Origin of the sequence: Paenibacillus sp. FSL L8-0641 (assembly GCF_038006265.1) — a bacterium.
GTDB lineage: Bacteria > Bacillota > Bacilli > Paenibacillales > Paenibacillaceae > Paenibacillus > Paenibacillus polymyxa_D.
On the sequence record NZ_JBBOUW010000001.1, the window covers coordinates 396,883 to 422,300 of the forward strand.

The following is a 25,418-nucleotide window of genomic DNA, read 5'->3' on the forward strand; positions in this document are numbered from 1 at the left end:
AATTCGTATGATGAAAAGAACGTTAGGGATCATTTTGGCAAGTACCTTATTACTGGGGGGCGCGCTGGTGGGCTGCTCGTCCAAGGATGATTCGTCTGGCAAAGATGCGAGTGGCAAGACGACCATTACCTTATGGGGTATGGGAGCGGAAGGAAAGCTGCTGCCTGAAATTGTGAAAGGTTTTGAAAAGGAAAATCCGGATATTCATGTTGAGGTACAGGCGTTGCCTTGGGATAACGCTCACGATAAGCTGCTGACAGCAGTTGCTTCAAAATCCGGTCCGGACGTGGTTCAGTTAGGTACATCATGGGTTCCAGAACTTGCGTCTGCGGGTGCATTGACGGATATTACCCCTTATATCAGCAAGTATCCTGAGCTGGAATCGAAGAATTTCTTCGAGGGTGCTGTAGGTACGACAAAATTTGAAGGAAAACCGGTCGGTGTGCCTTGGTACACTGAAACGAGAGTTTTGTTCTACCGTTCTGACCTGCTGAAACAAGTCGGATATAATGAAGCACCTAAAACGTGGGAAGAGCTTTCCGATGCTGCCCAAAAGCTGGCGGCTCGGGGCAAAGGCAAATATGGTATCTCCTTTAGTGCAAAGGAGCAGTCTATGGGCTTTATGTTTGCTCTCCAGAACGGTTCCAAACTGGTTGACGAGCAGGGCAATCCGCTGTTCAACCAACCACCGTTTGTAGATGCTGTGAAGTATGTAAATACCTTTTTCCAAAATGGCTCTAACGCAGTGGATATTGGAATTGACTCCGTTCAAGGTTTGCAAGGCGAGGGGATCGTTCCAATGTTTATCAGCGGCCCTTTCATGATTAAAGAAATCAAGAGCAAGGCACCAGAACTGGAAGGTAAGTGGAATATAGCGGAGCTTCCTGGAAAAGTAAACAACCTGTCCGTTTTGGGTGGTGCCAACCTTTCAATTATGAAATTCAGCAAGCATCCAGAGGAGTCAGCCAAATTCCTGGCTTACATGAGCAAACCAGAAACGCAGCTGAAATGGATGGATCTGTCCAGTAACTTGCCTGCGACTACTAAATCGTGGGAAGATGCCAAACTGAAGAGTGATCCGATGCTTCGGACGATTCGCAAACAGCTAGATCATTCCGCAGCATTGCCGCAACTGGCTGCATGGGAAGAGGTTTCTCAACAATTTATCAAGAGCTTCGAGCGTATTTACCGCGGTCATGCCGATGTACAAAAGGAAATGGATGACTTTAATCAGCAGGCTGCAAGTATTATGAAAAAATAATGATCCATATCCGCCATTGTCAAAGGGAGTGAAGGCATGAAAGGAAGCTCGCAGAAGCTTGCGCCATACTTGTTTATCGGTCCCTCCATCATCCTGTTAACGCTGTTTTCGCTGTTGCCGATACTACTGGCGCTCGTGATCAGCTTCACGGATATGGATCTGTCCGGACTCGTTAATTATGATAGTATTCGCTTTATAGGTCTCGAAAATTATACAAACGTACTATTGGACCCTTCCTTTATAAAGTCCCTTGGTAATACCCTGTTCTTCGTCATCATAGGTGTTCCGTTGGTGCTGATATTTTCGCTTAGCATCGCGATTCTGATTAACATGGGTAAATCACGTGCTTTCAAAGTATTCCGCGTCGTGTTCTATCTACCGTCCGTAACGAATGTAGTTGCGGTCGCGGTCGTTTGGAGCTACTTGTATAATCCGACGCTTGGATTATTCAACTATGTACTTGGTTTGATGAATTTAGGTCCCGTCCCATGGTTGACCGATCCAACAGTTGCGAAAGTTTCGTTAATTGTGTTAGCAGTTTGGCGGGGCATCGGCTTAAACATGATTATCTTTATTGCGGCTATTAAAGGGATTCCGGGTTCTTATTATGAAGCGGCTCAGCTTGACGGTGCCAATACATGGCAGCAAATTCGTTATATTACGCTTCCGCAGCTTCGTTACGCTATTTTCTTCGTGTCCATCACAACGATGATCGGCTGGCTGCAATTTTTCGAGGAACCGTTTGTCATGACCAAAGGGAAACCGCTCGATGGCACACTGACGGCATCCCTGTTCATTTACAATAACGGCTTCCAATTTAGTAAATTCGGGTATGCCGCGGCGGGATCGTTCATTCTGTTCTTCGCAATCATTGCGGTGACGCTGATTCAGTTCCGTTTGCAAAATAAAGCGGAGTCCTGATAGAGAGAGGTGATGAACGTGAAAACAGCTGTTCAGCAAGCCCGCGCCAATACGCGCAGTGGTGAAAAAACATTTCAATGGTTCGTGGCGACTCTCCTGACCGTGGGAGGTCTGTTGATGGTGCTGCCTTTTGCGTGGATGATTTTATCCTCCTTTAAGACTGAGGGCGAGGTAACCCAAATTCCCCCGACCATCTGGCCGCAGCATTTTACACTGGATAATTTTAAATTACTATTCGATAGCATGGCTTTTGGAACCTATCTGACGAATACGCTGATCATTGTTTTAGCTTCTTTCTTCGGATTATTCCTGAATGCCATGGCGGGTTATGGCTTTGCCAAATTCCAATTTAAAGGCAAAGGGTTTCTGTTCTATCTGGTACTAGCAACGATGATGATTCCAGGTCAAGTGACGATGATTCCCGTCTATTTGATTCTGAACCAGATGGGATTGACCAATTCCATGCTGGGGATTGTCCTGCCTGGATTGGTAGGCGCGTTCGCGATCTTCCTGTTCCGGCAGTTCATGTCCGATATCCCGGAAGAACTGCTGGAGGCGACACGTCTGGATGGAGCAGGGGAATTCCGCACTTTTTTACAAATTGTGCTGCCCATTTCGACGCCAATTATCGCAGTACAGGCCATCCTGACCTTCATCGGCGGATGGAACAGCTTCTTGTGGCCACTCATTATTGCGAACGATGAGAAGCTGTACACCTTGTCCGTCGGACTGTCACTGCTCAAGGGACAGAACGAAAGCCAATTTGCCCTGCAAATGGCAGGTTCGACCTTCATGGTCGTTCCGATCATGATTATCTTCATTGTTTTCCAAAAGTATATTATTGAGAACTATACGATTTCGGGGATTAAGTAATAGTTTAATACGTAAATTGATAAACACAAAAAACGGAGGACTTCAAAGTTTAATCCAAAGAAGCCCTCCGTTTTTTGTGTTTTTGTTTTATAGAAAAATTAGAAAATCCCGGCCCGCTCACATTCATTCTTAAAAGTTGCGGCCTCCAGAATCATTAGGGTATGCATTACATTAACAACGACCGGCTTTTTTCGGCAAAGAAAACTATGCTTTTATTATATTTAATTGAAAATATTTCAAAATAGTAGGTTAACAAATTTTACACAATTACCTCAAAAAAAGTATGGAGTGTAACGAAAAAAATGATTATATTGGAAAAGAAATAAAAAAATATAAAAAATGAGGTGAATCAAATTGTTCGATCCTGTTAACCAAGCAGCTGAAGGCAGTGTTTCTCCTATGACGTGTGTTTTTTGTGATACACGTGATCGTTGTGTAGGTTGTGATGCTACCGATTGGTTTTGTAGCAAAGAAAGTGGTCATTGGTGTACTAATAATGATAGCGATTAATTAAAGTAAAACTTGCAACGATAGGGCTTTCAAACACAGATAGTCAATTAGGAGGTCTGGGAACTAATCTTCTTGGACTTCCTCCTATTTTGTAACTTTGAGAGGATGATTAATAGTGATTAGTGCTCCATTTGAAAAAAATCCCGTCAAAATCATAGAACAAAATGAAAAGTTATACTTATACAATATAGAAACAAATGGGCTTTTTCAGATTGATGATGTCGTAGTAGATATATGTAATAGCGAAGGTAAGGAAATTGAAGAAATATATGAATTACTTAAGCATCGTTCTAGTAGAGAGGAGGTAGATGGGTTATTAGCTAGTCTGAAGGAAGCATCGGTTATATATAACAAAGATTTGTCTATTCAAAAGGAATGTAAAAGTTGCAATGATGAGCAAGTAAGTCTATCATCTATAATCCTTATGCTGGTTCAAGAGTGTAATCTAAGATGTTTTTACTGTTATGGAGGAGACGGAGAATATAATGATCGAGGACGGATGGACACAGAGACCGCATTAAAAGCAGTTGATTATCTGTTTAATCATTCTGGCGAAGAAGAAGAACTGAATATTTGTTTTTTTGGAGGGGAGCCACTTCTGAACATTGAAGTTATTAAAGAAGTTGTAGCCTACACTAAGCTAAAACAAGAAAAATCAAATAAACGTGTTACATATAGTATGACAACGAACGGCACCTTGATTTCCAAAGAAATTGAAAACTTCTTATTAGATCATCATGTTTCTATTCAGATAAGTCTAGATGGTGATCAAATGACGCACGATTTCAATAGATATTATCAGAACAGAAAAGGTACCTATGAAATCATTTTAAATAGAACGGAAAGTTTAAGAAAAAAAGGTGTCATAACAGCAAGAGCTACGATTTCACCAGTACAATTGGATATAACACATACACTTACACATTTAATGGAGATTGGTATCCGCCATGTTGCGATGTATCCTGCAGTCGAGATGCTTAGTGAGGAAGACTTTGAGAAGTATGCACAGGAATTCACCAAATTGGTTGTTCATTTTGAATCTTTGCTTCAGGCTAAAAAGTATGGGGAAGCACGTCAGATATCGAACATTCTAAAATACTTGAAGATGATTCATTCTTCTTCTAAGCGAAATTATTTTTGTGGGGCGGTCTCGCATATGCTTGCCGTTGATGTGCATGGTAATCTTTATCCTTGTCAACGATTTGTTAATGAAAAGGATTACTCTTTAGGAAATGTAAGGGAAGGGATGGATGTGAGAAAGAAGAGTAGCTTGCTTAGTGAGATGCGTTTAGAGAAGAGAACTGTATGTGGAGAATGTTGGGCTAAGAATCTATGTGGTGGAGGTTGTCCTCAAGAAAATATGGTGCTTAGTGGTTCGATTAATGAGCCAGTGGATAGATACTGTAACTTTACTCGTAGTGCAATAATGGATTGTATGAAATTGTATTTACGATTAACTAAAGAAGACAAGAAAAACCTGTTCTCTGCTAAGCGGCATCGAGAGCAATTATTGGAGGATGTCTCATTTGACAATTGATATTCAAGCTTTAAGTAAGTCATATGGTTCTCACCAAGTACTGAACGAGCTTCATTTCCGCATTGATAATGGTATATTCGGACTGCTCGGAGACAATGGGGCGGGTAAGACCACTTTAATGAAAATTCTTGCCACTTTACTTAGATTCGACCGAGGGGAAGTTGAAATATTCGGATATTCTTTGAAAAAAGAACCGGATGCTATTCGTTCTTTACTGGGTTACTTGCCGCAGCATTTTGATTTTTTTCCAAATGTAACGATTTTGGAATCTATGAACTATTTTGCGGCTTTAAAAGGTATTCAAGGTAAGCGTCATATTCAAGAGGAGACATCACAGCGATTAATTGAGGTGGGGCTTATCGATCAAGTTCATAAAAAAATAAAACAGCTGTCTGGGGGAATGAAGCAGCGCTTAGGAATTGCCCAAGCTATGTTAGGACAGCCTAAGTTGTTAATTGTTGATGAGCCTACGGTTGGACTGGACCCCAAAGAACGAATTGCTTTTCGAAACTTGCTTCAGAATTATGGAGAAGGTCGGATTATATTGTTATCTACTCATATTGTTCCTGACGTTTCAAGCACATGTGACAAACTACTCGTTTTAAAAGAAGGCCGTTGTCTATATCAAGGGGCAATAGACGATATGATTCGAACTGTCGAGGGTAAAGTATGGTTGGTTGATGTTGGTAAGCATCAATTAGAACAATTAAGCCAACAAGCTCGAATCACCTCCATTGTGCGGAAGGAAGGAAGAATTCAGGCTCGATTATTGTGTAACCATCCTCCAGATTGTTGTACGGAAGTCACACCTGAAACGGCTAATCTTGAGGATGCGTATCTGTACATTTCCGATCCAGAGGAGAGTTAGCAGAATGGGACAAGTAATCAGAGCCCTAGTTCAATTTGAAATTTTACTTTTGAAGAAAAGTATAGTGTTTTTTATAGCACTAACGTTTTCTTGTTTTTTAATTCCTTTATTTTTATATCTAGGAGCAGGGAATAAGAATAACGAGTTATGGATATTTTTGCATCATGGACAAATGTTCTTTACCATATTACTAATGCCGTTGATGTATTCTGTTCTTTATGATGGCGAGAAGCAAAAAATGATCTCTTCTGTTATTATGCCTAAATTGCATAAAGGAGCCCAATATTTTTATTGTAAGAGTTGTGTATTATGGGGAGTGGTTTGCTTATTTCAGTTTGTCGCTTTAGCTATGATTTGTGTAGTTCAATGGACGACTCATGGTAAGGCTCCATTCTTGACGCTGCTTCATCTAACAGTAGCGGGTGTAGCAACTATGGGATATTCTGTTCAAGTTACCGTCATATTGAACTTGCTCTTACGTAAACAACTGTATGTGAACATTGTAATGCTTGTCTACCTTTTAACCAGTATTACTATCAACTTGCCCTACATTTCAATCTGGTTTAATCCAGATTGGATTATCTCCAACTTCTTTACACGGTCGTTTGCTTTCGGGCGAATATCCCTATTTTTGCTTATGTGGGTATTGATGAAAGTCAGTAATCATCTATGGATGGCGAGGGTACAAGAATGAATGGAATTATAGTTCGTTTCTGGCTGCAGCTTTTGCTCCGAAGAGAACAAGCAGTAACCTTGCTCGTTTCCTTTAGTGTGGTTATTTTATTCAATTTAATAATGAATGAAGGTATTGCAATAACTTATAGTGTTAACTTGCTATTTGTAGCTTTTTTTTCTTTGCAGATTGCGAGTATACATAATCGTAATCATACAGAGCCGTATATATATATTTCTGTCTTTCCTAATTACCGTCTAATCACTTATCAGCTTTATGTTTCTTTAATTCTTTCGTTTCCTCTCTTGCTCATGATGGTAGGACTTTTATGGAAATCATTCGCTGATGTATCATTATGGAATTTGGTTATCATTGTGTTTTTTACTAGTTTTTTTTCGTCGATGTTGGGTCTCTTGTTGGGGCAGGTAGTAAGGCATTATGGGTTGGCCTTCACTTTTCTCATTGCTTTTTACCTTCCCATAGGTTTAGTTTCCTGGTCTTTTAATGAAAAATTTCGTTACATATCTCCTGTAGTAAATATATTCAACCCCTATTTGATCAACTGGCGAAATCTCTTTGGACTCTTAGGCTGTAGTTTATTATTTTACGGATTAGGCACATTGTTATCCAGTCGGCGCGGAGGTGGCAAAAAGTCTATAATCCCTTGGATCAGTATGGTCCTTGCTTGTAGTATACTGATTGGCGTATGGGGATATGAGAGGCTATTTAATGAGAATGTACAGACATCGTCGTTTCAAAAAATAACTGTGGGACAAACACAAGTAGAGTATAAGGGCATTAGTTCGTATCAGGCGAAGCAATTTGCCGCCCTCTTTGAAACGCTGTATCAAGTGGCTAAGAAAAAGGAGACACACCCGGTTCGCTATACCTTGCAAATCACCAGAATGCATTCCATGTCATCGTTCGAGCCGAAAATAATAGTACACCATCATAATAAACTTCAAATTAATATTTATTCAAATAAGCTCTTAGAATTCAATCGTGGGATGGATTGGGCGAGTAAGTGGATTGATTACATTTTGCCGCAAACGCCCCACTTGTCCAATGAGCAAGTTAACGCTTTTAAACGACTAAAAAATGACATTATTATGGAGGTTAGAGAAAAAAATCCTGGAAATGTCTATACACTTCAGGAGAGTGAAAGCTAAATAGCGAGATTTCGTGAAGAACCGATAATAATAGATATAAAAGAAAGGGATGGAATGCATGGAACGTGAGGCAGACCATGTGAATATAAGAGCTATATTTCATTCATTCCAATATTGGCCGAAGTTAACTAAGTTATTATGGAGTACAGAACCTATCTACTTTATTATCATTATTTTTGGCTATCTACTAAAAGGAATACTCCCGATTGCTAACCTTCTCTCCATACAGTATTTGGTTTCTGAATTAGAGACTAGCACGGTATGGCATAAGCTTCAAATAAGCGCAGTTTTCCCTGTAATTATCGTGATGTTTTCTAGTTTGCTTATTTCAAGTTTAATTGAATATTCTGATAAATTGTTCCAAATTTCACTGATAAATAAATTACAAACATTAATAGTATCACAAACATCGACATTTAATCTTGCGGATTTTGAAAGTCCGCAAGTACATAATCAACTCAAAAGAGTACAAAACGACTCAATAGATAGACCTATTCAGATCTATAAAGAACTCATTAATTTGCTAAGTTCCATGGTTACGTTATGCTCTAGTATCGCCATTTTAATAGCATTCAGATGGTGGGTCTTACTCATTCTTGTTGTTTCCCCACTAGCATCTTTTTATTCTTTATTAAGGTTCACACAAATTCAATATGTGGCCAAGAAAAAACGGGCTCCTTTACAACGTAAATCCAGGTATATTAATTACTTATTGACTAATGAGAAGTCTTTTAAAGAAATCGTATTGTATCAACTTAGTGACTACTTTACAGCAAAATATAAGGGCATTTTTGATGTTTTCTACAAAGAGGATAAGTATTTAGCCAAAAAACGTATTACGTTATATTTGTCTTTTCAAGTAATAAGTACATTATTTATATCCATTGCTTTGATTATGATTATACAAATAGCATGGAAAGAAGAATTTCTCGTTGGCAGTATTTATGCATTAGTTCAAGCAGTATTATTAGCTAATCAAAATATTAACACAGTATCTCAAGGATTGATTTCATTATGTGATCATAATCTGTATTTAGATGAATTATTCGCTTTTTTTAACATAAAACATAAACAAGACAGTTCTAGTATGTTGCTAAGAGAATCAGGTATACAAGCTGATTCAACGATAGAAAGTATAGAATTTAAAAATGTTTCATTTGCCTACCCAGATCAAAAAGAATGGGCTCTCAAAGATATAAGTTTTAAAATGAGGCGTGGTGAATCTCTTGCTCTAGTGGGCAGGAATGGATCAGGGAAAACAACTGTGATAAAACTTTTAACGGGATTATATGATGACTTTAAAGGAGATATTTTAATCAATTCAATCTCGATTCGAAATTATAATAAAGAAATGCTTTACAAGAAAGTAGGCGTTATATTTCAGGATTTTGTTCAATTCGACTTTTCAGTAAGAGAAAATATAGGTTTTGGCAGCATAGAACATCTTGAATTTGATACTAGGATATGGGAATCGGCACAATATACAGGAGTAGATAAGGTAATACGACATTTTCCTAATCAATTAGAACAACAGCTAGGAAGAAACTTTGAAGGGGGTATACAGCTTTCAGGAGGGCAGTGGCAAAAGATAGCTATATCCAGAGCGCTCTTCAAAGATGCTGACGTTTACGTATTGGATGAGCCTAGTTCATTTCTTGATCCAGAGTCAGAAAAACAAGTATTTCGCCAATTTCAAAATTTTGTTATTCATAGGCTTTGCCTCTACATTTCTCATCGTTATACCTCTGTTCTATATGCAGGTAAAATTTTAGTTTTGGATAAGGGTCAGATTATAGAAGAAGGAACTCACCAAGAACTAATTGAAAGTCGAGGGCTTTACTATGATTTATTTTCTGATGAAATTAATACATTCCAGAAAGCGTTAGTTACTAATGATACACGCTAACTATGTATAGGGATTCCAGCATATATTTGGGCTGGGAACAGTATTATTTTTTACCTAGAGAAGTAGACTATGTAGAATATACAAATCATAGTCACAATACGAACAGCGGAGCTTCTCTTAGGAAGAGGGGCTCCGCTTTTTTGCTTTCATGGATAAATTTATATATGAGTTAGACAATATTGATGAGACAATGTACGAAGTTTTCTTTTCAGTCTATAGATTCGAGTCGTTGTAGCCGTAACCGAAATATTATATTTGACAGCAAGGAAGGGCACAGGCAGCGTATATTGGGAGAGGTTGCTTTATATATGACAGCTTATACGAAACGATAAGGTACTGCTTAGCAGTGGAACAAGAAAGAATAAAGATTTGTGAAAATAATGAAAAAACATACAGAATAAACCGATATATTTCTAGAATCACTTATCAGAAAAGAATTGGAGGTTTTAGGATGAATGTATCATTTACATCATCTCAGCAATCGCCGTTCCGCATCGCAGATAACAACCCACTTGAATCACGGCATCCCCTTTCCAGTCAGACAGAAAGGAAGAGTATAGGTAAACCGCAAAATAAGGTTATTCAACAATTGACAGAGCAAAAGCAAAATTTGATGGAGAGGCGTTCGGACTATATAAGTAATGCTCTAAAACGTGGCCTCGGTCTGGAGGCTGTAAAAGCTGAAATGGAAAAGATAGATATGCAGATTCAACAAATTGACGAGAACATTCAGAAACAGTTAATGGAAGAACAAAAAAAAGCTTTTAGCATGGATGAGGAAAGTCAAAGAGAAGCTCAGGAAGGTAAAAAGGAACAATATACGCACAAGACTGCAGAGGAGCAAAAGCAAAGTCTAATCACATATACGATGCATAGTATTGTGTCAGCAAACAACGAGTTAAAGAATTCGAAAATCAATAAAATGGCACAAATTACGTTGAAAAGCGAAGCTAAAGGTTGGGAAAATACTAATCCTGCAAGATCAGCTACTTTACGTGAGAAGGCAGAAGGCCTTGATGGTAAAATTATGGAGATTGCCTTGAACATCAACGAGCGCATTAGTGAAGCAGTGAATAAGGAACCTACGATAACAGATCGAGATGAACCAAAGGATGAGAAGGAAGCAAGTATAGAGGTTGGTAGGAGGTGGACTGAACAAGAGCTCCATGCCTATATGGACTCAGCTAAAGACAAAGCTAAGACTGCAGGTGTGAAGGTGAACATTGCTGTCTGATCGGGATATTATGTGTATAGTACGGAAATTAGGAGGGTGCTTTCAGACGAACGCTATCGTTCAAAGAAGCACCTCCGTTTACTCTAATGGAAATATGAACAGCAGGACAACTATTATTATTTAGTAAAGTGGTTATTCACTCAATAAGTTTGTTTATAAAACGAAATATTTAGAAATACGTAACCAATTGCTTATCGTTTATTATAAACATTAATAATTATATTAAGTATTTAACGATAATATTGACTATAATAAATAGGGTGTGTTATATTAAAACCGTAAATAAAACGGCATCTTAGTCTTGGTGGTACAACGGATTTTATTTTCGCATTCAGAGAGGATGGTTTAGGTGGCAGCAGCTGTAAAAGCAAAGATGATTGTAGACAAATCTTTTCGTATTGCTGAAGTCGATAAACGCATTTATGGCTCTTTTGTAGAGCATCTCGGGCGTGCCGTATATGGTGGCATTTACGAGCCTACTCATTCAACTAGTGATGAAAGCGGTTTCCGTAATGATGTTAAAGAGTTGGTAAAACAGCTTGATGTTCCTATTATACGCTATCCGGGAGGCAATTTTGTATCCGGTTACAATTGGGAGGACGGTGTCGGTCCTGTTGCGTCCAGACCTAGACAGTTGGAGCTGGCGTGGAGAACAGTCGAGCCGAATGAAGTGGGTACGAATGAATTTTTCAAGTGGGCCAAGGATGTAGGTTCCGAAGTCATGATGGCGGTTAATCTGGGTACACGCGGAATTGATGCTGCGCGTAATCTGGTGGAATATTGCAACCACACAGGCGGCTCCTATTGGAGTGATCTACGTCGTAGTCACGGGGTTGAGCAACCACATAAGATTAAAACTTGGTGTCTTGGTAACGAGATGGATGGCCCATGGCAGATTGGTCACAAGACAGCAGAAGAATATGGCCGTCTGGCTGTTGAATCTGCAAAAGCTATGAAGCTGATTGATCCTGACATTGAGCTTGTATCCTGTGGCAGCTCCAGTTCCACGATGCCAACGTTCCCGGAATGGGAAGCAACCACATTGGATCATACCTATGAGGTAGCCGACTATATTTCCTTGCATCAATACTACGGCAATCATGACAATGATACGGCTAATTATCTGGCACGCTCTATGGATATGGATCATTTTATCCATACGGTCATTTCGACTTGTGACTATATCAAAGCAAAGAAACGCAGCAAGAAGAAAATGATGCTCAGCTTTGACGAATGGAACGTATGGTACCACTCCAATGATGCGGACAAAAAAATTGATCCGTGGTCTGTGGCACCACCGCAGCTTGAGGATATCTATAACTTTGAGGATGCATTGTTGGTAGGCAGCATGTTGATCACGTTCCTGCGCCACGCGGATCGTGTGAAAATGGCTTGTCTCGCCCAACTGGTCAACGTTATTGCGCCAATCATGACCGAGAATAGTGGAAAGGCGTGGAAACAAACGATCTTCTATCCGTATCTGCATGCCTCCCGTTATGGTCGTGGGATATCGCTGATGCCTGTCGTGGATTCGGAAAAATACGACTCCAAGGACTTCACAGACATCCCTTATCTGGACAGCGCTGTAGTTTATGATGAAGAGGGAGACGCGCTGACTGTCTTTGCAGTGAACCGTCATTTGTCTGAATCGCTGGAGCTGACAGTAGATGTACGCAGTTTTGAAGGCTACCGCATTGTCGAGCATACTGTATTGGAGCATGATGATCTTAAAGCGACCAACAGTCCAGCCGGTGAAAAAGTTACGCCTCACAACGGCGGTAACGCCAAGCTTGATGACGGAATTGTAAAAGCTCATTTGGGCAAAGCATCGTGGAACGTTATCCGTCTCGCTAAGTCTCATTAATTCTCTTCTGTAAAAGAGTACAGCTTCGACTGTACCTAAATAAGCTCGCATTCTCTCTTGTAAGAGTATTACAAGAGCGGCAATGCGAGCTTTTTGCGTAAAATGAGCCATTTGTCCCTCCATAGATATAGGGTTCTGAGAGAAGGGTGGATTTTAAATAAATATTATATTTATTACTAAATTTAACTAGACAAAGATGATCCTTATTCACTAAGTGATCGTACTCCGTACATTTTTGTGAAGTTAATTAGACCCAGTGCCAGACTTCCCGGGTGAAAAAAGGCCCTGTTATATCGTTATCAACGTACTGATACCTGAAATGCAGGGTGTGCAATCCGACTTAAATCCACGTTATACTTTAAAAGACAGTCTATTTAAACCAGATGATGGCAGTAGCATTTCGAGAAAGGAATGATCTCTATGAGTCAAACAGACCAATATCGTTTTCAAGTGAACTTGGGCGGTATGATTGATATTTTGGCCAATCATTTATATAGCAGTCCACGAGTGTTTATACGTGAGGTTCTGCAAAATGCAACAGATGCGATCACGGCTCGCAAGGAGCTGCGGAAGGTTGCTGCTGAAAGTAAAGTATTGAAAGAAGACAAGACCCTTGAAGCTACAGCTTCTGAGAGTAACAACTATGAAGGCAAAGTCATCGTAGAGTTATCTGGTGCCGGGGAGCAACAGGTATTGATGATTCAGGATAACGGCATTGGGTTGTCAGAAGAAGACATTCACCGTTTTTTATCGATTATCGGTCAGTCTTCCAAGAAGGGAGCCGATTTGCTGGCTTCTGAGACTTCGTTTATCGGACGATTTGGGATTGGGTTGCTATCCTGCTTTATGGTGAGCGATGAAATTGTGGTGCTGACCCGCTCGGTGAAGGAAGGCGTCTCCATGGAATGGAGAGGGAAGCCGGATGGGACGTATACGATTCGTCGATTGGAGACCGAACTGCCTGTAGGAACGCAAATTTATTTGCGCTGCAAGCCGGGAAGTGAGTTTTATTATGAGCCGGCGCATGTAGAGGAGTCTTTATTCTATTATGGTGCGTTGCTGCCGTATCCGGTCATGCTGTCTGTAGACGGGGAGACCAAGCGCGTCAATCTTCCATCGACGAGCTGGATGCAGGACCCAGAACAATTACGGAGCCGCCGTAGTGAGGTGCTAGATTTAGGCTATCGCCTGATGGGCGAGCGCTTCAGTGATTTTATACCGTTGCGGACGGCATCGGGCAGAACAGGCGGGATTGCATTCATTTTGCCTCGTAGTGTTAATCTGAACAGCAAGCGGCTGCACCGGGTGTACTTGAAGCATATGTTGGTGTCCGATAAGGCGGAAAATGTATTGCCAGAATGGGCATTCTTCATTAAAAGCCTGATTTGGACAGATGAATTGCAACCAACGGCATCACGTGAATATTTTTATGAAAATGAGCAGCTTGATGCGGTTCGTTCTGAATTGGGGACCTGTATTCGGGAAGAACTGCTACGCATGGCGGAATATGAACCAGACCGTTTGCAACACTGGATTCGTTTGCACGAGCTGTCCATGAAGGCGCTCGCGGTCGAGGATGATGAATTTCTGCGGATTATGCATCGCTGGTTTTCCTTCGAAAGTACATTTGGGCGGCGTGAACTGAGTGAACTGATCCGAGAGGCGGGCGGACGTCCGTTGCATTACACATCGACAGTAGATGAGTATCGTCAGATTACGCATGTGGCGGCGGCGCAATCCATGTTGGTGATCAATGGCGGCTATATTTATGATTCAGACATTTTGGAAAAGCTGCATTGGATTGACCCTAACCTGCAAACAGAGCGTCTTAGTCCTGAGGAAGTATCTCTTTCATTTACCGGGCTAACACAGGAAGAGCGCGAGAATTATTACGGTGTGCTACGTGTCATGGATGCTGCTTTACAGCCGATGCGTTGTCGCGCTGAGTTGAAGCGTTTTGAGCCTGCGAGTTTGCCAGTATTGTATACCATTTCTCAGGATGCACTGACCTTGCGCTCCATGGAAAACACGGTTGAGGAGACAACCTCACTTTTTTCCAATGTGCTTGATAGTCTGAAAGCAGGAGTCCAGCAAAATTCGGGCTATTCTACCTTATACTTTAATCTGAACAACCCGGTGGTGGCGCGGATTCTTGAAGCTACCGATACGCAGATGGTTACGGCTGCTACAGAAATGATGTATGTGAATGCGCTTATGATGGGGCACTACCCGATGAACCGCAGTGAATTGGGACTGATGAATCGCAGTGTACTGCATTTTATCAATTGGGGATTAGGGAACGGACAGAATACGTAATTGCGTAATTAAGGGAGGATTCAAATGGAAGAGACAATATATGAATTGATGGAGCAGGCGCAGGATATGCCCGGAGGGGCGGCAAAGCTGGCGATTCTGGAAGAGGCTGTTCGCTTGGCAGACACTTCCGGATTGAAGGAACTCGCTTATGAAATTCGGGGAGAGATTGTAGACTGCGCTATTTTTAACGGATATCCATTGAAGTCGCTGATTGCTTTTTCGTGGCAGTTGGGCCAATTTGATCAAAATCCAGAGGAATACGACGCAGATGAGCTGTTGTGGAATTACAAATGGATACTTGGGAAGGTGTGCAGCTTTTCCAATATATCGAAGACTCAAATAGAAGATCTGGCGGAGGATATGCGCCGACGTTATGCCGAATACGGGTATAATGAGCGTCCATATTACTATTATAAGTTCCGCATCGCGATGGACATGGGAAATCTGGAAGAAGCACGGCGATATCTGGATACCTTCCGCTTGATCGAACGGGACAGTATGAGTGATTGTGAAGCCTGCGAGCAGAGCCAGATGGTGCGGTTCTACTACTTGGCCGGAGAGGATGAGCAGGCGCTTGCCGTGGCAAAACCGATTTTGTCGGGGCGTATGAGATGTGCAGAAGTGCCGCATGTGACGCTCTCGCAGGTGCTATTGCCGCTTTATCGTCAAGGCGAGGTTGATCAGGCAAAGGAGCAGCATCGTAAAGGCTATCGCCTAGTCCGGGATGACCGTGACTTTCTGAAAACGATAGCAGAGCATATCGAATATTTGACGATTGCTGATCCGGTTCAAGGGATCGAAGTGGTAGAGCGTCATCTACATATGGCGCTAGACTATGAGAGCGGGCTGGAGCAGATGTATTTTTACGCGACGATGGTGAGTCTGCTGCAAAAGTTGGATACTTCGGGAGAAAAACGGTTGATCCGGTTGCCGGCTTCCTTGGAATGGGGGAAAGAGGAGCGCACATTGACGGAAATCATTGCGTATTTTAGGCCACTGGCAGAGTCAGCGGCGGCTGATTTTGATCGACGGAACGGGAATACGTTTTATTCCGAGTGGATCGGGAAAATTGTTCGAACGGCATAGAAGAAGTGTAGCTGTGACGAATATTTTATACTGCCCAAACAATGAGCAGGTATAATGTTCCTGTGAAATGACAGGAGGGGTTATGTGGTGACTGTAACCGGAAAGGTGATTAATTTCGCACACCGCGGAGCTTCAGGTGTATGTCCTGAGAATACGATGGCGGCATTCCGCCACGCCTTGGAACTGGGAGCAACAGGTATAGAAACGGATGTGCAGCGTACCCAAGATGGGCATCTGGTGCTGATTCACGATGAGTCGCTGAAGCGTACGACAGGTTGCTCACTGGATGTAAGGGATATTACGCTGGAAGAATTAAATAAATTGGATGCGGGCGGCTGGTTTGGTGAGAAATTCCGAGGTGAGCGGGTCCCAATGCTGGATGAGCTACTGGAACTAGCCCAGTCCTCCTCGAATACAATAATTAATTTAGAGTTGAAAAACAGCATTTATCTCTATCCGGGAATGGAGGAAGAGGTCATTGCTACCGTGAAGCGTTTTGGATTAGAACAGCGGGTAATCATATCCAGCTTTAATCACGAATCGCTGGCGCTCTGTGCGCAGCTTGCTCCTGAAATCAAGACGGGGGCGCTGTATATCGAAATTATGGTCCGCCCATCCGAGTATGCCACCCAATTCGGGGTTACCGCACTTCATGCCTACAAACAAGTGGTTACACCAGAAGCTGTATCAGAGGCTTTGGCATTAGGCGTCGTCTACCACCCATGGACGGTGAATGAGCCAGAAGAAATGAAGCGTCTGCTAGAGGCCGGGGTAAACGGCATTATCACGGACTATCCTGATCGGTTGGCGCACTTATTGGCTGTCCGCTCTTCCTAGGTTGAAGACACAGTGGAACTGCAACTAAGGTTTGCAGGGATATGAGCGTGGCTATTTATTGAAGAAAAAGACTCTCCTGTACGCACTCGTTTTTACGAGGCGAGGGAGAGTCTTTTTTGCCCTAAGCCGAAGAGCGTATCATCCACGATGGCCTTGATTCCTTTCTACTTGATGCCGAGCCGCATACGATAGCTGAACAGGATGTCTAGTGTTCTGCCCTGAAAATGACTCTCTACCAGGTTCACGAAGCGGGCTACATCGCCGTCAAGCGTTCTATTGCCAAGTTTGAAGAGACTTTGAATACCCCCTTGGCTGAGAGCGAGCCCTGTATAATGAGCTGCGTCACACTGCTCACGGTTGTGGAAAACAATCTCCCGGGTATATCGGAATTGCCCGCTGCGGTGCAGATTAGCTAAATGCTGATCCTTGCTCCATTTATGAGCTTGCTGCTCTACTGGGGCTTCCTGTTCCAAAAGGGTATCCGCTTTGGTGATAAGCTCTGTATAAGCTTGCTCTATCTGCCATTGCAGCACCGGAGGCCAGTCACAGTCAAAGGCTGCGAACACGCCGCCCTGAGCCAAGACCCTGCCCGCTTCCTGAAGCGTGCTCTCGGGGTCCATCCAGTGAAAGGATTGAGAGCAGGTGATGACGTCTACAGTTCCGTCCTCAAAGGGCAGGTTGTTGGAGAACCCGCTTTTGAAGGAAATGGTTCCTGCCTTTGTCGTTCCTGCTGTCTCCAGCTTGTGCTGCGCTTTTCCTCTCATGTCCGAGTTAGGCTCGATACCGACGACTTGCCGAGCGGCGTTTTCCCATATGAAAGTTGAAAGTCCTGTACCGCAGCCAATATCGGCAACGAGCTCTACGTTTCGCTCCAGATAGCGGCTGACGATTTCCACGACGAGTGACGGTGCTTCCGGGCGGTGCTGATCGTAGTTGTCGGCAAAACCGCTAAAACGATCTACGTTGCTTTGCAGATTTCCCTCAGGTATTATAGGTCCTCTTCCTCCTTAGTTTCGACCGGGCGGCCGAGCAGATTCAAATGCTGCTGTACTCCTACATTGTACAGGTTTACATGTTCATCCATCTACTCTCGTGATTTCACAGCACCCGTCGGATTTCGGAGGGGAAATTCCCTATTTTATCATTGAAGCAAGCGCCCACTCGCGCATCATGGAGTCAAGCATTGGACGCAAATCTTCGCGTTGCATACCCATGTGGAGCACGGCTTCCAGATATCCAGCTTTATCTCCAATATCATAACGTGTGCCTTCCAGTTCCAATGCGAGCAGTTGGTTCTGCAATGCTACCTGATGGAGTGCGTCTGTCAATTGATATTCACCGCCTGCCCCAGTGGACAGGTTTTCCAATATAGAGAAAATGGAAGGCTCCAATACATACCGACCAATGACTGCCTGCCGTGAAGGGGCATCTGCCGGAGAAGGTTTTTCAACAAGCCCGCCGACTTCGTGGATGAGACCGTTCTGGTGAGTAGAGTCAATAATGCCGTATTTACTCACATCTTGTTCTTCCACCGTGCGCACGCCGACCACTTGCTTGCCAGTCGCCTCGTAGACATCCATCATTTGACGGATCGCCGGGGTGGAGGAATTCATAATATCATCGCCCAGCAACACGGAAAATGGTTCATCGCCGATGAACTGACGAGCGCAGCTTACCGCGTGTCCCAAGCCGAGAGGTTCTTTTTGACGGATATAGTGAATGACTGCTTTACCCCCGATGCTTTGAACTTCACGCAGAAGATCGTATTTACCTTTGCTCTCCAGTACCTGCTCCAACTCCACAGACTTGTCAAAATGATCCTCGATGGCTTTTTTATTACGCCCCGTTACGATAATGATGCTCTCAATTCCGGACTTGATAGCTTCTTCTACGATATATTGAATAGCCGGCTTGTCTACGATGGGAAGCATCTCTTTCGGTAAAGCTTTCGTAGCTGGTAGAAAACGGGTTCCTAATCCGGCGGCTGGAATAACAGCTTTTGTAATTTTTCTCATAGAAACTCACTTTCCTTTCGGGATGGGGAACCAAATACCCAGTATCGGCTCCCGATATAATTGATGATCATTCCGGCTGCGGTGGCGATCAGCTTGTCTAAAGCAAGTGGCAACTCGGTTCCCGTGTGGAGCACTTGCAGTAATAGGGAGGTTATCCCTAATACGACCAGGTTGATGACGATAAATTTGGGTAATTGACGCTTGTTTGTGTCGTTTGATAGTTGTTTGTTGAATGTCCATTTGCTGTTCAAAATATAACTGTTGGCTGTGCCGCAGCTGTACGAAATGATCTGCGCTACAATGACCGGCACTCCGCCCCAAGCTAGCAGCATAAAAATGATATAATCTATACCCGTATTCACCAGACCTACGATACCAAATCGGATCATAGGAAGCAGCTGGGCCATGCGACTTTTCATAGTTTAGGCTCCATGGCCGGATTTGGGTCCGGTATATACCGCACTGTTGCCGCGCACTGTGCGTCCTGCCGAAATCAGGCTTTCACGGGCTCCTTGCATGTACAGGGACTCGCGTGGTTCAGGGGCCTTCATAGCATGTGTCGGACCGTTTTCGTATTGTCCACCCAGATGCTCACGGACAATGTATAGCGGACGTGCTTTGGTTTCGTCATAAATCCGTCCAACATATTCACCCATAATACCGAGAATGATGAGGATCACCCCGTCGAAAATCAGGCTGATGCTAATCATAGACGACCAGCCCTTCATCACGTAGGAGTCGGTGAAAAAGTTGAGAAACAGTACGTACATCAGATACAGGAAGCCGGACATGGAGAGAAGTGCACCGATATACCCTGCCAGCTTGAGCGGCTTAATCGAAAAGGATGTGATCCCGTCCAGACTGAGCTTGATCATTCGTTTCAACGGATACTTGGTCTCGCCCGCGAGCCGCTCGTCGCGCTCATATTCTACAGCAGTTTGTTTGAATCCGATCCAGCTGACCAGTCCACGAACGAATCGGTTATTTTCCGGCAGCCGTTTCAATTCTTCTATGACCTTACGATCCATTAGGCGGAAGTCCCCGGTGTCGACCGGGATATTAATGTCCGTTGATGCTTTAAGTACACGGTAGAAGAGGCTGGCAGACCATTTCTTGAAGCGAGTTTCGCCATTGCGTTTGAGCCGTTTGGCGTAGACCACTTCATAGCCTTCCTTCCACTTGTTAGCCATCTCAACAATCAGTTCCGGCGGGTCTTGGAGGTCGGCGTCAATGACGACGACCGCCTCCCCCACCGCATAATCCATCCCGGCGGTAATCGCTAGCTGATGACCAAAATTGCGAGAGAAACCAATCAATACAATGGTGTCATCTCTGAGACTGAATTCCTTGATCAATTGGACGCTGCGGTCCGAACTTCCATCATTTACGAAGATCAGCTCGTAGGGCTCACCCATTGAGCCCATGACTTGTTTCAGCCTCCGGTAGGTTTCCGTAATAACAGCTTCCTCGTTGTACATCGGAATAACTATGGAATAACGGATGGGTTCACTCATTCGTAGTTCCTCCTCATTTATAATGTGATTTCGTATAAAGTACCGCTTCCGCCACGATCGTCTCCGCCAGGGCCACCTTGACCATCCTGGGCGTTCGCATTGCTGTTCGTCGTGTCGCTTCCGCTCTCGGTGGCTTTAACGTCTGTACTTGTTTCGTCTGCTGTTGTTTTCCATTCATCTGTAGGGATCAACTTGCCGTGTTCTTTGATCCATGCAGTGACTTCAGAGTTACCGCCGTCCGGTCCGCCGCCTCCACCAGAAATCATGAAGTACTTCACTTGTCCGCTTTCGACCAGCGCCTTGATTTTATCGACGGTATAGACTGGATCGGAGGATACAAAACCGTTCATAATAATTACTTTTTGTCCGGCCTCGACCAGGTAAGGAGCAGCCGTTGAATAATTACTTGCTGCGAAAAGGTAGGTTTCACCTGTGTTATTTTTTTGCAAATAGCTCAACGTTTTTTGATCTAAACTTTGGCTACCGTTGGGTCCTCCCATTCCTCTGGAACGGGTAGAAGATTTTTGCTCCGTGTCTGTACTTGTTTGTGTGCTTGAAGTATTTCCATCAGGACTGGAATTCTCTGCATTATTGGTCTGGTTATTCGTTTGAGTTCCTTCGGCTTGTTGTCCATTGGCGCTCTGACCTCTATTGCGATCATTGCCGCCCGGCATTCCGCCACCGCCACCGCCGCCAAATTGAGTGGGTCCGGCTTGTGGAATCATGCTGTTCCCTCCGTAGATGATCGGTGTCAATGCCCAATATGCAGGACCGATAAACATAGCGAGTACACTTGCAATGATGGCGAACCTTGTGAACTTCTCAGATTTCATTCGTGCCACTACCTGCAGCACCGTGCCGATGATCCCTAAGATCAATACCGTGATGGACCAGCCGCTGCCAATGGTATCGTTGTAATTTTGCAAAACAAACCAGCTAAATACCGAGGTTGCCAATACTGCTGCGGGTAACAGCCAGGAGAGCCAGTTGGAACGCTCACGATACTGCTTCCACAATTCTACGAATCCTGCTCCAAAGAGCGCTGCAATTGGTGGCGCGAGCATAATCAGGTAATAATGATGAAAGAATCCTGCTACGCTGAAAAATGCAGCTACGGGAATCAACCAGGTCAGCCAGAAGATGACCTCTTTGTGTTTTTGTGTGATATTACGACGTCGAATGCTTGCAAGCAGGCCGATGGAAGCAATTAATGCAAATGGAAGCAGCCAGCTGGCTTGACCTGACAGGGAGGATTGGAACAACCGTAAAGGTCCTTTTTCGCCAGTACCGAACATGCCGCCACCAGAATTCCCTCCCGGTCCACCGCCTGGACCGCCCTGGCCACCTTGCCCGTCTCCAGGACCACCTTGTCCGTTGCCGCCAAATCCACCCGGTGGCATTTGACCACCTGCACCCATGTTGTTGGCACCTGAGTCATCCGTAGAAGTAGTGCTGTCCAATGATGTGGTCGTCTGAGCCTGATCCGTGTTTGTGTTGCTGCTATTCGTTGCAGCGTTATTGTTCCGATCCGTACGTTCTCCGCCACGATTGCCACCTGTACCCTGATCTCCTGTCAGACGGGACAGGCCGTTATAACCAAAGGCCAAATTCAGCACAGAGTTCGTACCGCTACTCCCCATATAAGGGCGTTCATCTGCCGGAGTAGAGTCCACTACGACTGCCCAAGAGAGTGATACGATCAGGAGGACAACTGCTGATCCTACCAGTGTTGCTGCTTTTCGCTTCCAGTTAAACTTGGAAGCCAGCAGATAGAACAGACCCAGTGCGGGAACGATCATATAGGCTTGTAACATTTTTTCGTTAAAGGCGATGCCTACGACTGCGAAAGCAGCAAGGATCAGCCCGGTTTTGCTATTTCTAAGGCCTCTGAACAATAGCCATGTTGCGAGCAACAGTGTGAAAACCAACATAGCGTCGATGTTATTCGTACGGCTAACCGCTACGGCTATCGGTGTCGTTGCCATGGCGAAGGCGGCCAAACGTGCGGCCATCGTACCGAAGCTCGGTTTGACGAGCAAGTAAACGAGCAAGACCGATCCGACTTGAGCCAGCGCCTGTGGCAAGATAACGCTCCATCCGTGAAGCCCGAATATATAGGCGCTCAGTGTCTGAATCCAGAACACCACAGGGGGTTTGTCTACCGTTACCGATCCGGCAGAATCAAGTGAGGCGAAAAAGAAGTTGTGAAAGCTTTGTAGCATGCTTGCTACGGCCGTCGTGTAGTAGGTGTTTACATATTTGTCTTGCCAGATGTTGTATCCGTTCAAAAATGCGGATATCAGCATAATGATGATCAGGGGGATGTCCGCCCTGGTCTTAAACCATTTCTTAATCATGTTCATTCCACTCCCTGTGAAAATTCTTTGTATTTATTCCGTTGTTCTAGCCGCTATCTTCAGGACTGCGGAATGACCAGTCGCTTCTGATCTTGGCCCGGTGAACTACCGGCTTGCTATTATCATGCCAGACCTACCTTAATTGGTTCTGAGCGCTCCCTGAACGTTAGCTGAAAGCTGAGCAGGGGTGCTTTTTTTGCGACAGGATTCAGGTATATTAGATACAGGTGAAAATGAATCGACTTTTATATGAGAAAAATGCAGCAACATGAAAGGGAAGATGAATAATGAATCCAATACACGGAGTTAAAATTATGCTGGCAGATGATGAGCCTCATATTTTGCAATTTTTAGAGCTTGGACTGATTAATGAAGGATATGAAGTCAGAACCGCCGAGAACGGGAGTCAAGCGCTCGATTTGGCAAAAGAGTTTCGCCCGCATGTAGCGGTGCTGGATGTGATGATGCCGGAAATGAACGGTTTTGAGGTGTGCCAAAGTCTCAAGGAGACGGAGGATAACATCGCGGTCATTATGCTGACTGCCAAGGATGATGTCGACGATCGGGTAAAGGGATTAAAACTCGGCGCGGATGATTATGTTGTAAAACCCTTCAGTTTTAATGAGCTGCTGGCTCGCATTGAAGCGCGCTTGCGCAATCAGTTCCCCGATCTGCTGGGAGAAGTGGTTCACGGCCCCTTTCAAGTGGATGATCGACGGAAGGAAATCCGTTATCAGAGTCAGGTGCTGGAACTGTCGCCTACCGAATATGAACTATTGAAGTTTTTGGTGTTGAATCACGGGATTGTGTTAAGTAAAAGTCGTATTCTGGACCGGGTATGGGGGTACGATTTTGGAGGCGAGGATAATATTGTTGAGGTGTACATTCGCTCCTTGCGTGAAAAACTCAAAGACAAGGAGCACCGGGTCATTCGTACGCTGCGCGGTGTGGGATACCGGGTGGATCTGCTATGAAGGCGGGCGGGAAAAGTCGGAGAAAATATGCACTCCGTTCTCTCCGATCCCAGCTTTTGGCCAGAACGTTACTCATTTTGGCTTTGTTGCTTGTATTGATTGGTTTTCTACAATATTTTCTGATGAAGGATTTTCTGTATCGCAGTCGGGCAGAAGCTATGAATACACAGCTGAATTCAATTCCTGCCGACTTATTGATTAAGGATTCGCAGGAAAAGAGCGGGGCTGGGGTAACCGTTCCTCAAGATGAGTCCAATCGAAGGAGTAATCGACCGGGACCGTTTCTGTTTTGGCCGGATATGTCGCTTGCTTCTATAGGTATAGACGGCACCTTCCAGAGCTTGTCCAATGAAAATGGACTTAAACCGCCGCGTCTCACCACTCAGCAGTATCAAGCAATGCAGCAGAGTAAGCGCATGCGTCACGGCTATCAATTAATCACGGATGCCCAGGGGAAAGAGCAACTGGTTGTGTTCCGTCCGCTTGGTCCACCTGCCCGTTCTTCCGGTTTACTGCAAATGGGCGTATCTACGAATTCTATGCAAGAGCAGTTAATTAATCAACTCCGCACCTTTATTTTATTGTCTCTGATTGCGCTTGCGATTGGATTGGCGCTTATGCTTCCGGTGCTGCGCCGCACATTGGTACCCCTTTCCAGGATGGTTGAGGCTGTCAAACGTATTGATGCGGGCAATCTGGCCGAGCGCTTTGACGCAGAGCAAGGACAGTATGAGGTGGATCGTTTGGCGGTTTCATTTAACGGAATGCTGGAACGGCTGGAGCATTCTTTTGCAGCCGAACGGGAATTGCAGATGCAGATGAGACGATTTATTGCGGACGCTTCCCATGAACTGCGTACCCCGCTCACGTCTATTCACGGCTTCTTGGAAGTGCTGCTTCGTGGAGCTGCATCCAATCCGAAGCAACTCCAATCAGCATTAGAAAGTATGTATGGTGAATCCAAGCGGATGAATAAGCTTGTCTCTGACTTGCTATTGTTGGCTAAGCTGGATCGAACACCGGAGTTAAAGCTGGAAGACATACCATTAGATGCGTTGCTGCTGGAAATGAAACCGCAGCTTCTTATGCTAGCAGGTACACGTAAAGTGGTTTTTGATATGACGGCAGGTATACGGGTATTGGCAGAAGGGGATAAGATCAAGCAGGTCGTGCTCAATCTGTTTCACAATGCGGTTCAGCATACCGATATGGAAAGAGGTGTGATCCAGGTAAACCTGTCTGCAGGTAAGAAGTTGGTGGATATCCAAATTCGTGATAACGGACCAGGCATGAGTAAAGAACAGCTGGAGCGGATATTTGAGCGTTTTTATCGTGGAGATGAATCGCGTACACGTAGCTCAGGCGGGGCGGGCCTTGGTCTGGCCATTACACAGTCTATCGTAGAAGCGCACGGCGGGAACATTACGGCTGAAAGTACACCGGGAACGGGAAGTGTGTTCAAAGTAACGCTACCTTTAGCGGGAACAGTATAGTATTGCAGAT

At 44.1% G+C, this 25,418-nt stretch carries 20 protein-coding genes; 15 read left to right on the plus strand and 5 right to left on the minus strand.

Annotation, left to right across the window (positions count from 1 at the left end; all coding sequences use genetic code 11):
* The first annotated feature begins 7 nt into the window (after positions 1-7).
* The 13 genes from MKY16_RS01710 to MKY16_RS01770 all read left to right on the plus strand — a co-directional run bounded on the left by MKY16_RS01710 (position 8) and on the right by MKY16_RS01770 (position 17,055).
* Positions 8-1,261: a sugar ABC transporter substrate-binding protein gene (locus tag MKY16_RS01710; protein ID WP_029516846.1), complete on the plus strand. Its 1,254-nt coding sequence runs from the start codon at positions 8-10 to the stop codon at positions 1,259-1,261.
* A 36-nt stretch (positions 1,262-1,297) separates the two neighbouring features.
* Complete coding sequence (locus tag MKY16_RS01715; RefSeq protein WP_013308374.1) at positions 1,298-2,182, plus strand: carbohydrate ABC transporter permease; 885 nt, start codon at positions 1,298-1,300, stop codon at positions 2,180-2,182.
* Between the two features lie 12 nt (positions 2,183-2,194).
* On the plus strand, positions 2,195-3,055 hold the full coding sequence (locus tag MKY16_RS01720; RefSeq protein ID WP_370682672.1) for a carbohydrate ABC transporter permease: 861 nt from the start codon (positions 2,195-2,197) through the stop codon (positions 3,053-3,055).
* Between the two features lie 625 nt (positions 3,056-3,680).
* The gene (gene papB, locus MKY16_RS01725; RefSeq protein ID WP_340953856.1) at positions 3,681-5,102 is read left to right on the plus strand and encodes a PapB family radical SAM/SPASM ranthipeptide maturase; all 1,422 of its coding nucleotides are present in this window, start codon (positions 3,681-3,683) and stop codon (positions 5,100-5,102) included.
* Positions 5,083-5,970: an ABC transporter ATP-binding protein gene (locus tag MKY16_RS01730; protein ID WP_340953858.1), complete on the plus strand. Its 888-nt coding sequence runs from the start codon at positions 5,083-5,085 to the stop codon at positions 5,968-5,970. The genes papB and MKY16_RS01730 overlap by 20 nt, the downstream gene beginning before the upstream one ends.
* Positions 5,971-5,974: 4 nt before the next feature.
* Positions 5,975-6,664, plus strand: coding sequence for a hypothetical protein (locus tag MKY16_RS01735; protein WP_029516841.1), 690 nt, complete (start codon positions 5,975-5,977; stop codon positions 6,662-6,664).
* Positions 6,661-7,812, plus strand: a complete 1,152-nt coding sequence (locus tag MKY16_RS01740) for a hypothetical protein (protein WP_322252979.1) — start codon at positions 6,661-6,663, stop codon at positions 7,810-7,812. The genes MKY16_RS01735 and MKY16_RS01740 overlap by 4 nt, the downstream gene beginning before the upstream one ends.
* 58 nt (positions 7,813-7,870) lie before the next feature.
* The gene (locus tag MKY16_RS01745; RefSeq protein WP_340953861.1) at positions 7,871-9,718 is read left to right on the plus strand and encodes an ABC transporter ATP-binding protein; all 1,848 of its coding nucleotides are present in this window, start codon (positions 7,871-7,873) and stop codon (positions 9,716-9,718) included.
* Between the two features lie 346 nt (positions 9,719-10,064).
* Positions 10,065-10,952: a muscle M-line assembly protein unc-89 Uncoordinated protein 89 gene (locus MKY16_RS01750; RefSeq protein ID WP_340953862.1), complete on the plus strand. Its 888-nt coding sequence runs from the start codon at positions 10,065-10,067 to the stop codon at positions 10,950-10,952.
* Between the two features lie 349 nt (positions 10,953-11,301).
* Positions 11,302-12,816 (plus strand): arabinosylfuranosidase ArfA, encoded by a 1,515-nt coding sequence (arfA, locus tag MKY16_RS01755; protein WP_029516837.1) that lies wholly within the window; start codon positions 11,302-11,304, stop codon positions 12,814-12,816.
* A gap of 420 nt (positions 12,817-13,236) precedes the next feature.
* Positions 13,237-15,132, plus strand: coding sequence for an HSP90 family protein (locus tag MKY16_RS01760; protein ID WP_069010094.1), 1,896 nt, complete (start codon positions 13,237-13,239; stop codon positions 15,130-15,132).
* A gap of 24 nt (positions 15,133-15,156) precedes the next feature.
* Entirely contained in the window at positions 15,157-16,218 is a 1,062-nt protein-coding gene (locus MKY16_RS01765) for a hypothetical protein (RefSeq protein WP_165149178.1), read from the plus strand.
* A gap of 87 nt (positions 16,219-16,305) precedes the next feature.
* Positions 16,306-17,055 carry a glycerophosphodiester phosphodiesterase gene (locus tag MKY16_RS01770; protein WP_209949951.1) on the plus strand — a complete coding sequence of 250 codons (750 nt, stop codon included), beginning with the start codon at positions 16,306-16,308 and terminating at the stop codon, positions 17,053-17,055.
* 164 nt (positions 17,056-17,219) lie between these two features.
* On the opposite strand, the gene MKY16_RS01775 is transcribed toward MKY16_RS01770, so the two are convergent.
* From MKY16_RS01775 to MKY16_RS01795, 5 genes are all read right to left on the minus strand, one after another.
* Positions 17,220-18,047 (minus strand): class I SAM-dependent methyltransferase, encoded by an 828-nt coding sequence (locus tag MKY16_RS01775; RefSeq protein ID WP_340957536.1) that lies wholly within the window; start codon positions 18,045-18,047, stop codon positions 17,220-17,222.
* 141 nt (positions 18,048-18,188) lie between these two features.
* A complete protein-coding gene (gene galU / locus MKY16_RS01780; RefSeq protein ID WP_340953866.1) occupies positions 18,189-19,070 on the minus strand; it encodes a UTP--glucose-1-phosphate uridylyltransferase GalU in 882 nt (293 codons plus the stop codon).
* Entirely contained in the window at positions 19,067-19,489 is a 423-nt protein-coding gene (locus tag MKY16_RS01785) for a GtrA family protein (RefSeq protein WP_340953868.1), read from the minus strand. Before MKY16_RS01785 ends, galU begins: the two co-directional genes overlap by 4 nt.
* A 3-nt stretch (positions 19,490-19,492) precedes the next feature.
* Positions 19,493-20,584 (minus strand): glycosyltransferase family 2 protein, encoded by a 1,092-nt coding sequence (locus tag MKY16_RS01790; protein WP_340953869.1) that lies wholly within the window; start codon positions 20,582-20,584, stop codon positions 19,493-19,495.
* A 17-nt stretch (positions 20,585-20,601) separates the two neighbouring features.
* A complete protein-coding gene (locus tag MKY16_RS01795) occupies positions 20,602-22,941 on the minus strand; it encodes a glycosyltransferase family 39 protein (RefSeq protein WP_029516830.1) in 2,340 nt (779 codons plus the stop codon).
* A 287-nt stretch (positions 22,942-23,228) separates the two neighbouring features.
* Here MKY16_RS01795 and MKY16_RS01800 point away from each other — a divergent pair, with 287 nt between their 5' ends.
* Both MKY16_RS01800 and MKY16_RS01805 read left to right on the plus strand, forming a co-directional pair.
* Entirely contained in the window at positions 23,229-23,915 is a 687-nt protein-coding gene (locus MKY16_RS01800; RefSeq protein ID WP_029516829.1) for a response regulator transcription factor, read from the plus strand.
* A complete protein-coding gene (locus MKY16_RS01805; protein WP_340953875.1) occupies positions 23,912-25,408 on the plus strand; it encodes a sensor histidine kinase in 1,497 nt (498 codons plus the stop codon). The genes MKY16_RS01800 and MKY16_RS01805 overlap by 4 nt, the downstream gene beginning before the upstream one ends.
* Positions 25,409-25,418 lie beyond the last annotated feature (10 nt).

Excerpts from the sequence above, each read along its gene's own strand:
- MKY16_RS01710 (WP_029516846.1), top strand. The coding sequence starts at position 8 with ATGATGAAAAGAACGTTAGGGATCATTTTGGCAAGTACCTTATTACTG.
- MKY16_RS01740 (WP_322252979.1), top strand. The coding sequence starts at position 6,661 with ATGAATGGAATTATAGTTCGTTTCTGGCTGCAGCTTTTGCTCCGAAGA.
- MKY16_RS01790 (WP_340953869.1), bottom strand. The coding sequence starts at position 20,584 with ATGAGTGAACCCATCCGTTATTCCATAGTTATTCCGATGTACAACGAG.
- MKY16_RS01720 (WP_370682672.1), top strand. The coding sequence starts at position 2,195 with ATGAACGTGAAAACAGCTGTTCAGCAAGCCCGCGCCAATACGCGCAGT.
- galU (WP_340953866.1), bottom strand. The coding sequence starts at position 19,070 with ATGAGAAAAATTACAAAAGCTGTTATTCCAGCCGCCGGATTAGGAACC.
- MKY16_RS01715 (WP_013308374.1), top strand. The coding sequence starts at position 1,298 with ATGAAAGGAAGCTCGCAGAAGCTTGCGCCATACTTGTTTATCGGTCCC.
- MKY16_RS01765 (WP_165149178.1), top strand. The coding sequence starts at position 15,157 with ATGGAAGAGACAATATATGAATTGATGGAGCAGGCGCAGGATATGCCC.
- MKY16_RS01805 (WP_340953875.1), top strand. The coding sequence starts at position 23,912 with ATGAAGGCGGGCGGGAAAAGTCGGAGAAAATATGCACTCCGTTCTCTC.
- MKY16_RS01795 (WP_029516830.1), bottom strand. The coding sequence starts at position 22,941 with ATGATTAAGAAATGGTTTAAGACCAGGGCGGACATCCCCCTGATCATC.
- MKY16_RS01785 (WP_340953868.1), bottom strand. The coding sequence starts at position 19,489 with ATGAAAAGTCGCATGGCCCAGCTGCTTCCTATGATCCGATTTGGTATC.
- MKY16_RS01760 (WP_069010094.1), top strand. The coding sequence starts at position 13,237 with ATGAGTCAAACAGACCAATATCGTTTTCAAGTGAACTTGGGCGGTATG.
- MKY16_RS01745 (WP_340953861.1), top strand. The coding sequence starts at position 7,871 with ATGGAACGTGAGGCAGACCATGTGAATATAAGAGCTATATTTCATTCA.
- MKY16_RS01800 (WP_029516829.1), top strand. The coding sequence starts at position 23,229 with ATGAATCCAATACACGGAGTTAAAATTATGCTGGCAGATGATGAGCCT.
- MKY16_RS01730 (WP_340953858.1), top strand. The coding sequence starts at position 5,083 with ATGTCTCATTTGACAATTGATATTCAAGCTTTAAGTAAGTCATATGGT.
- MKY16_RS01735 (WP_029516841.1), top strand. The coding sequence starts at position 5,975 with ATGGGACAAGTAATCAGAGCCCTAGTTCAATTTGAAATTTTACTTTTG.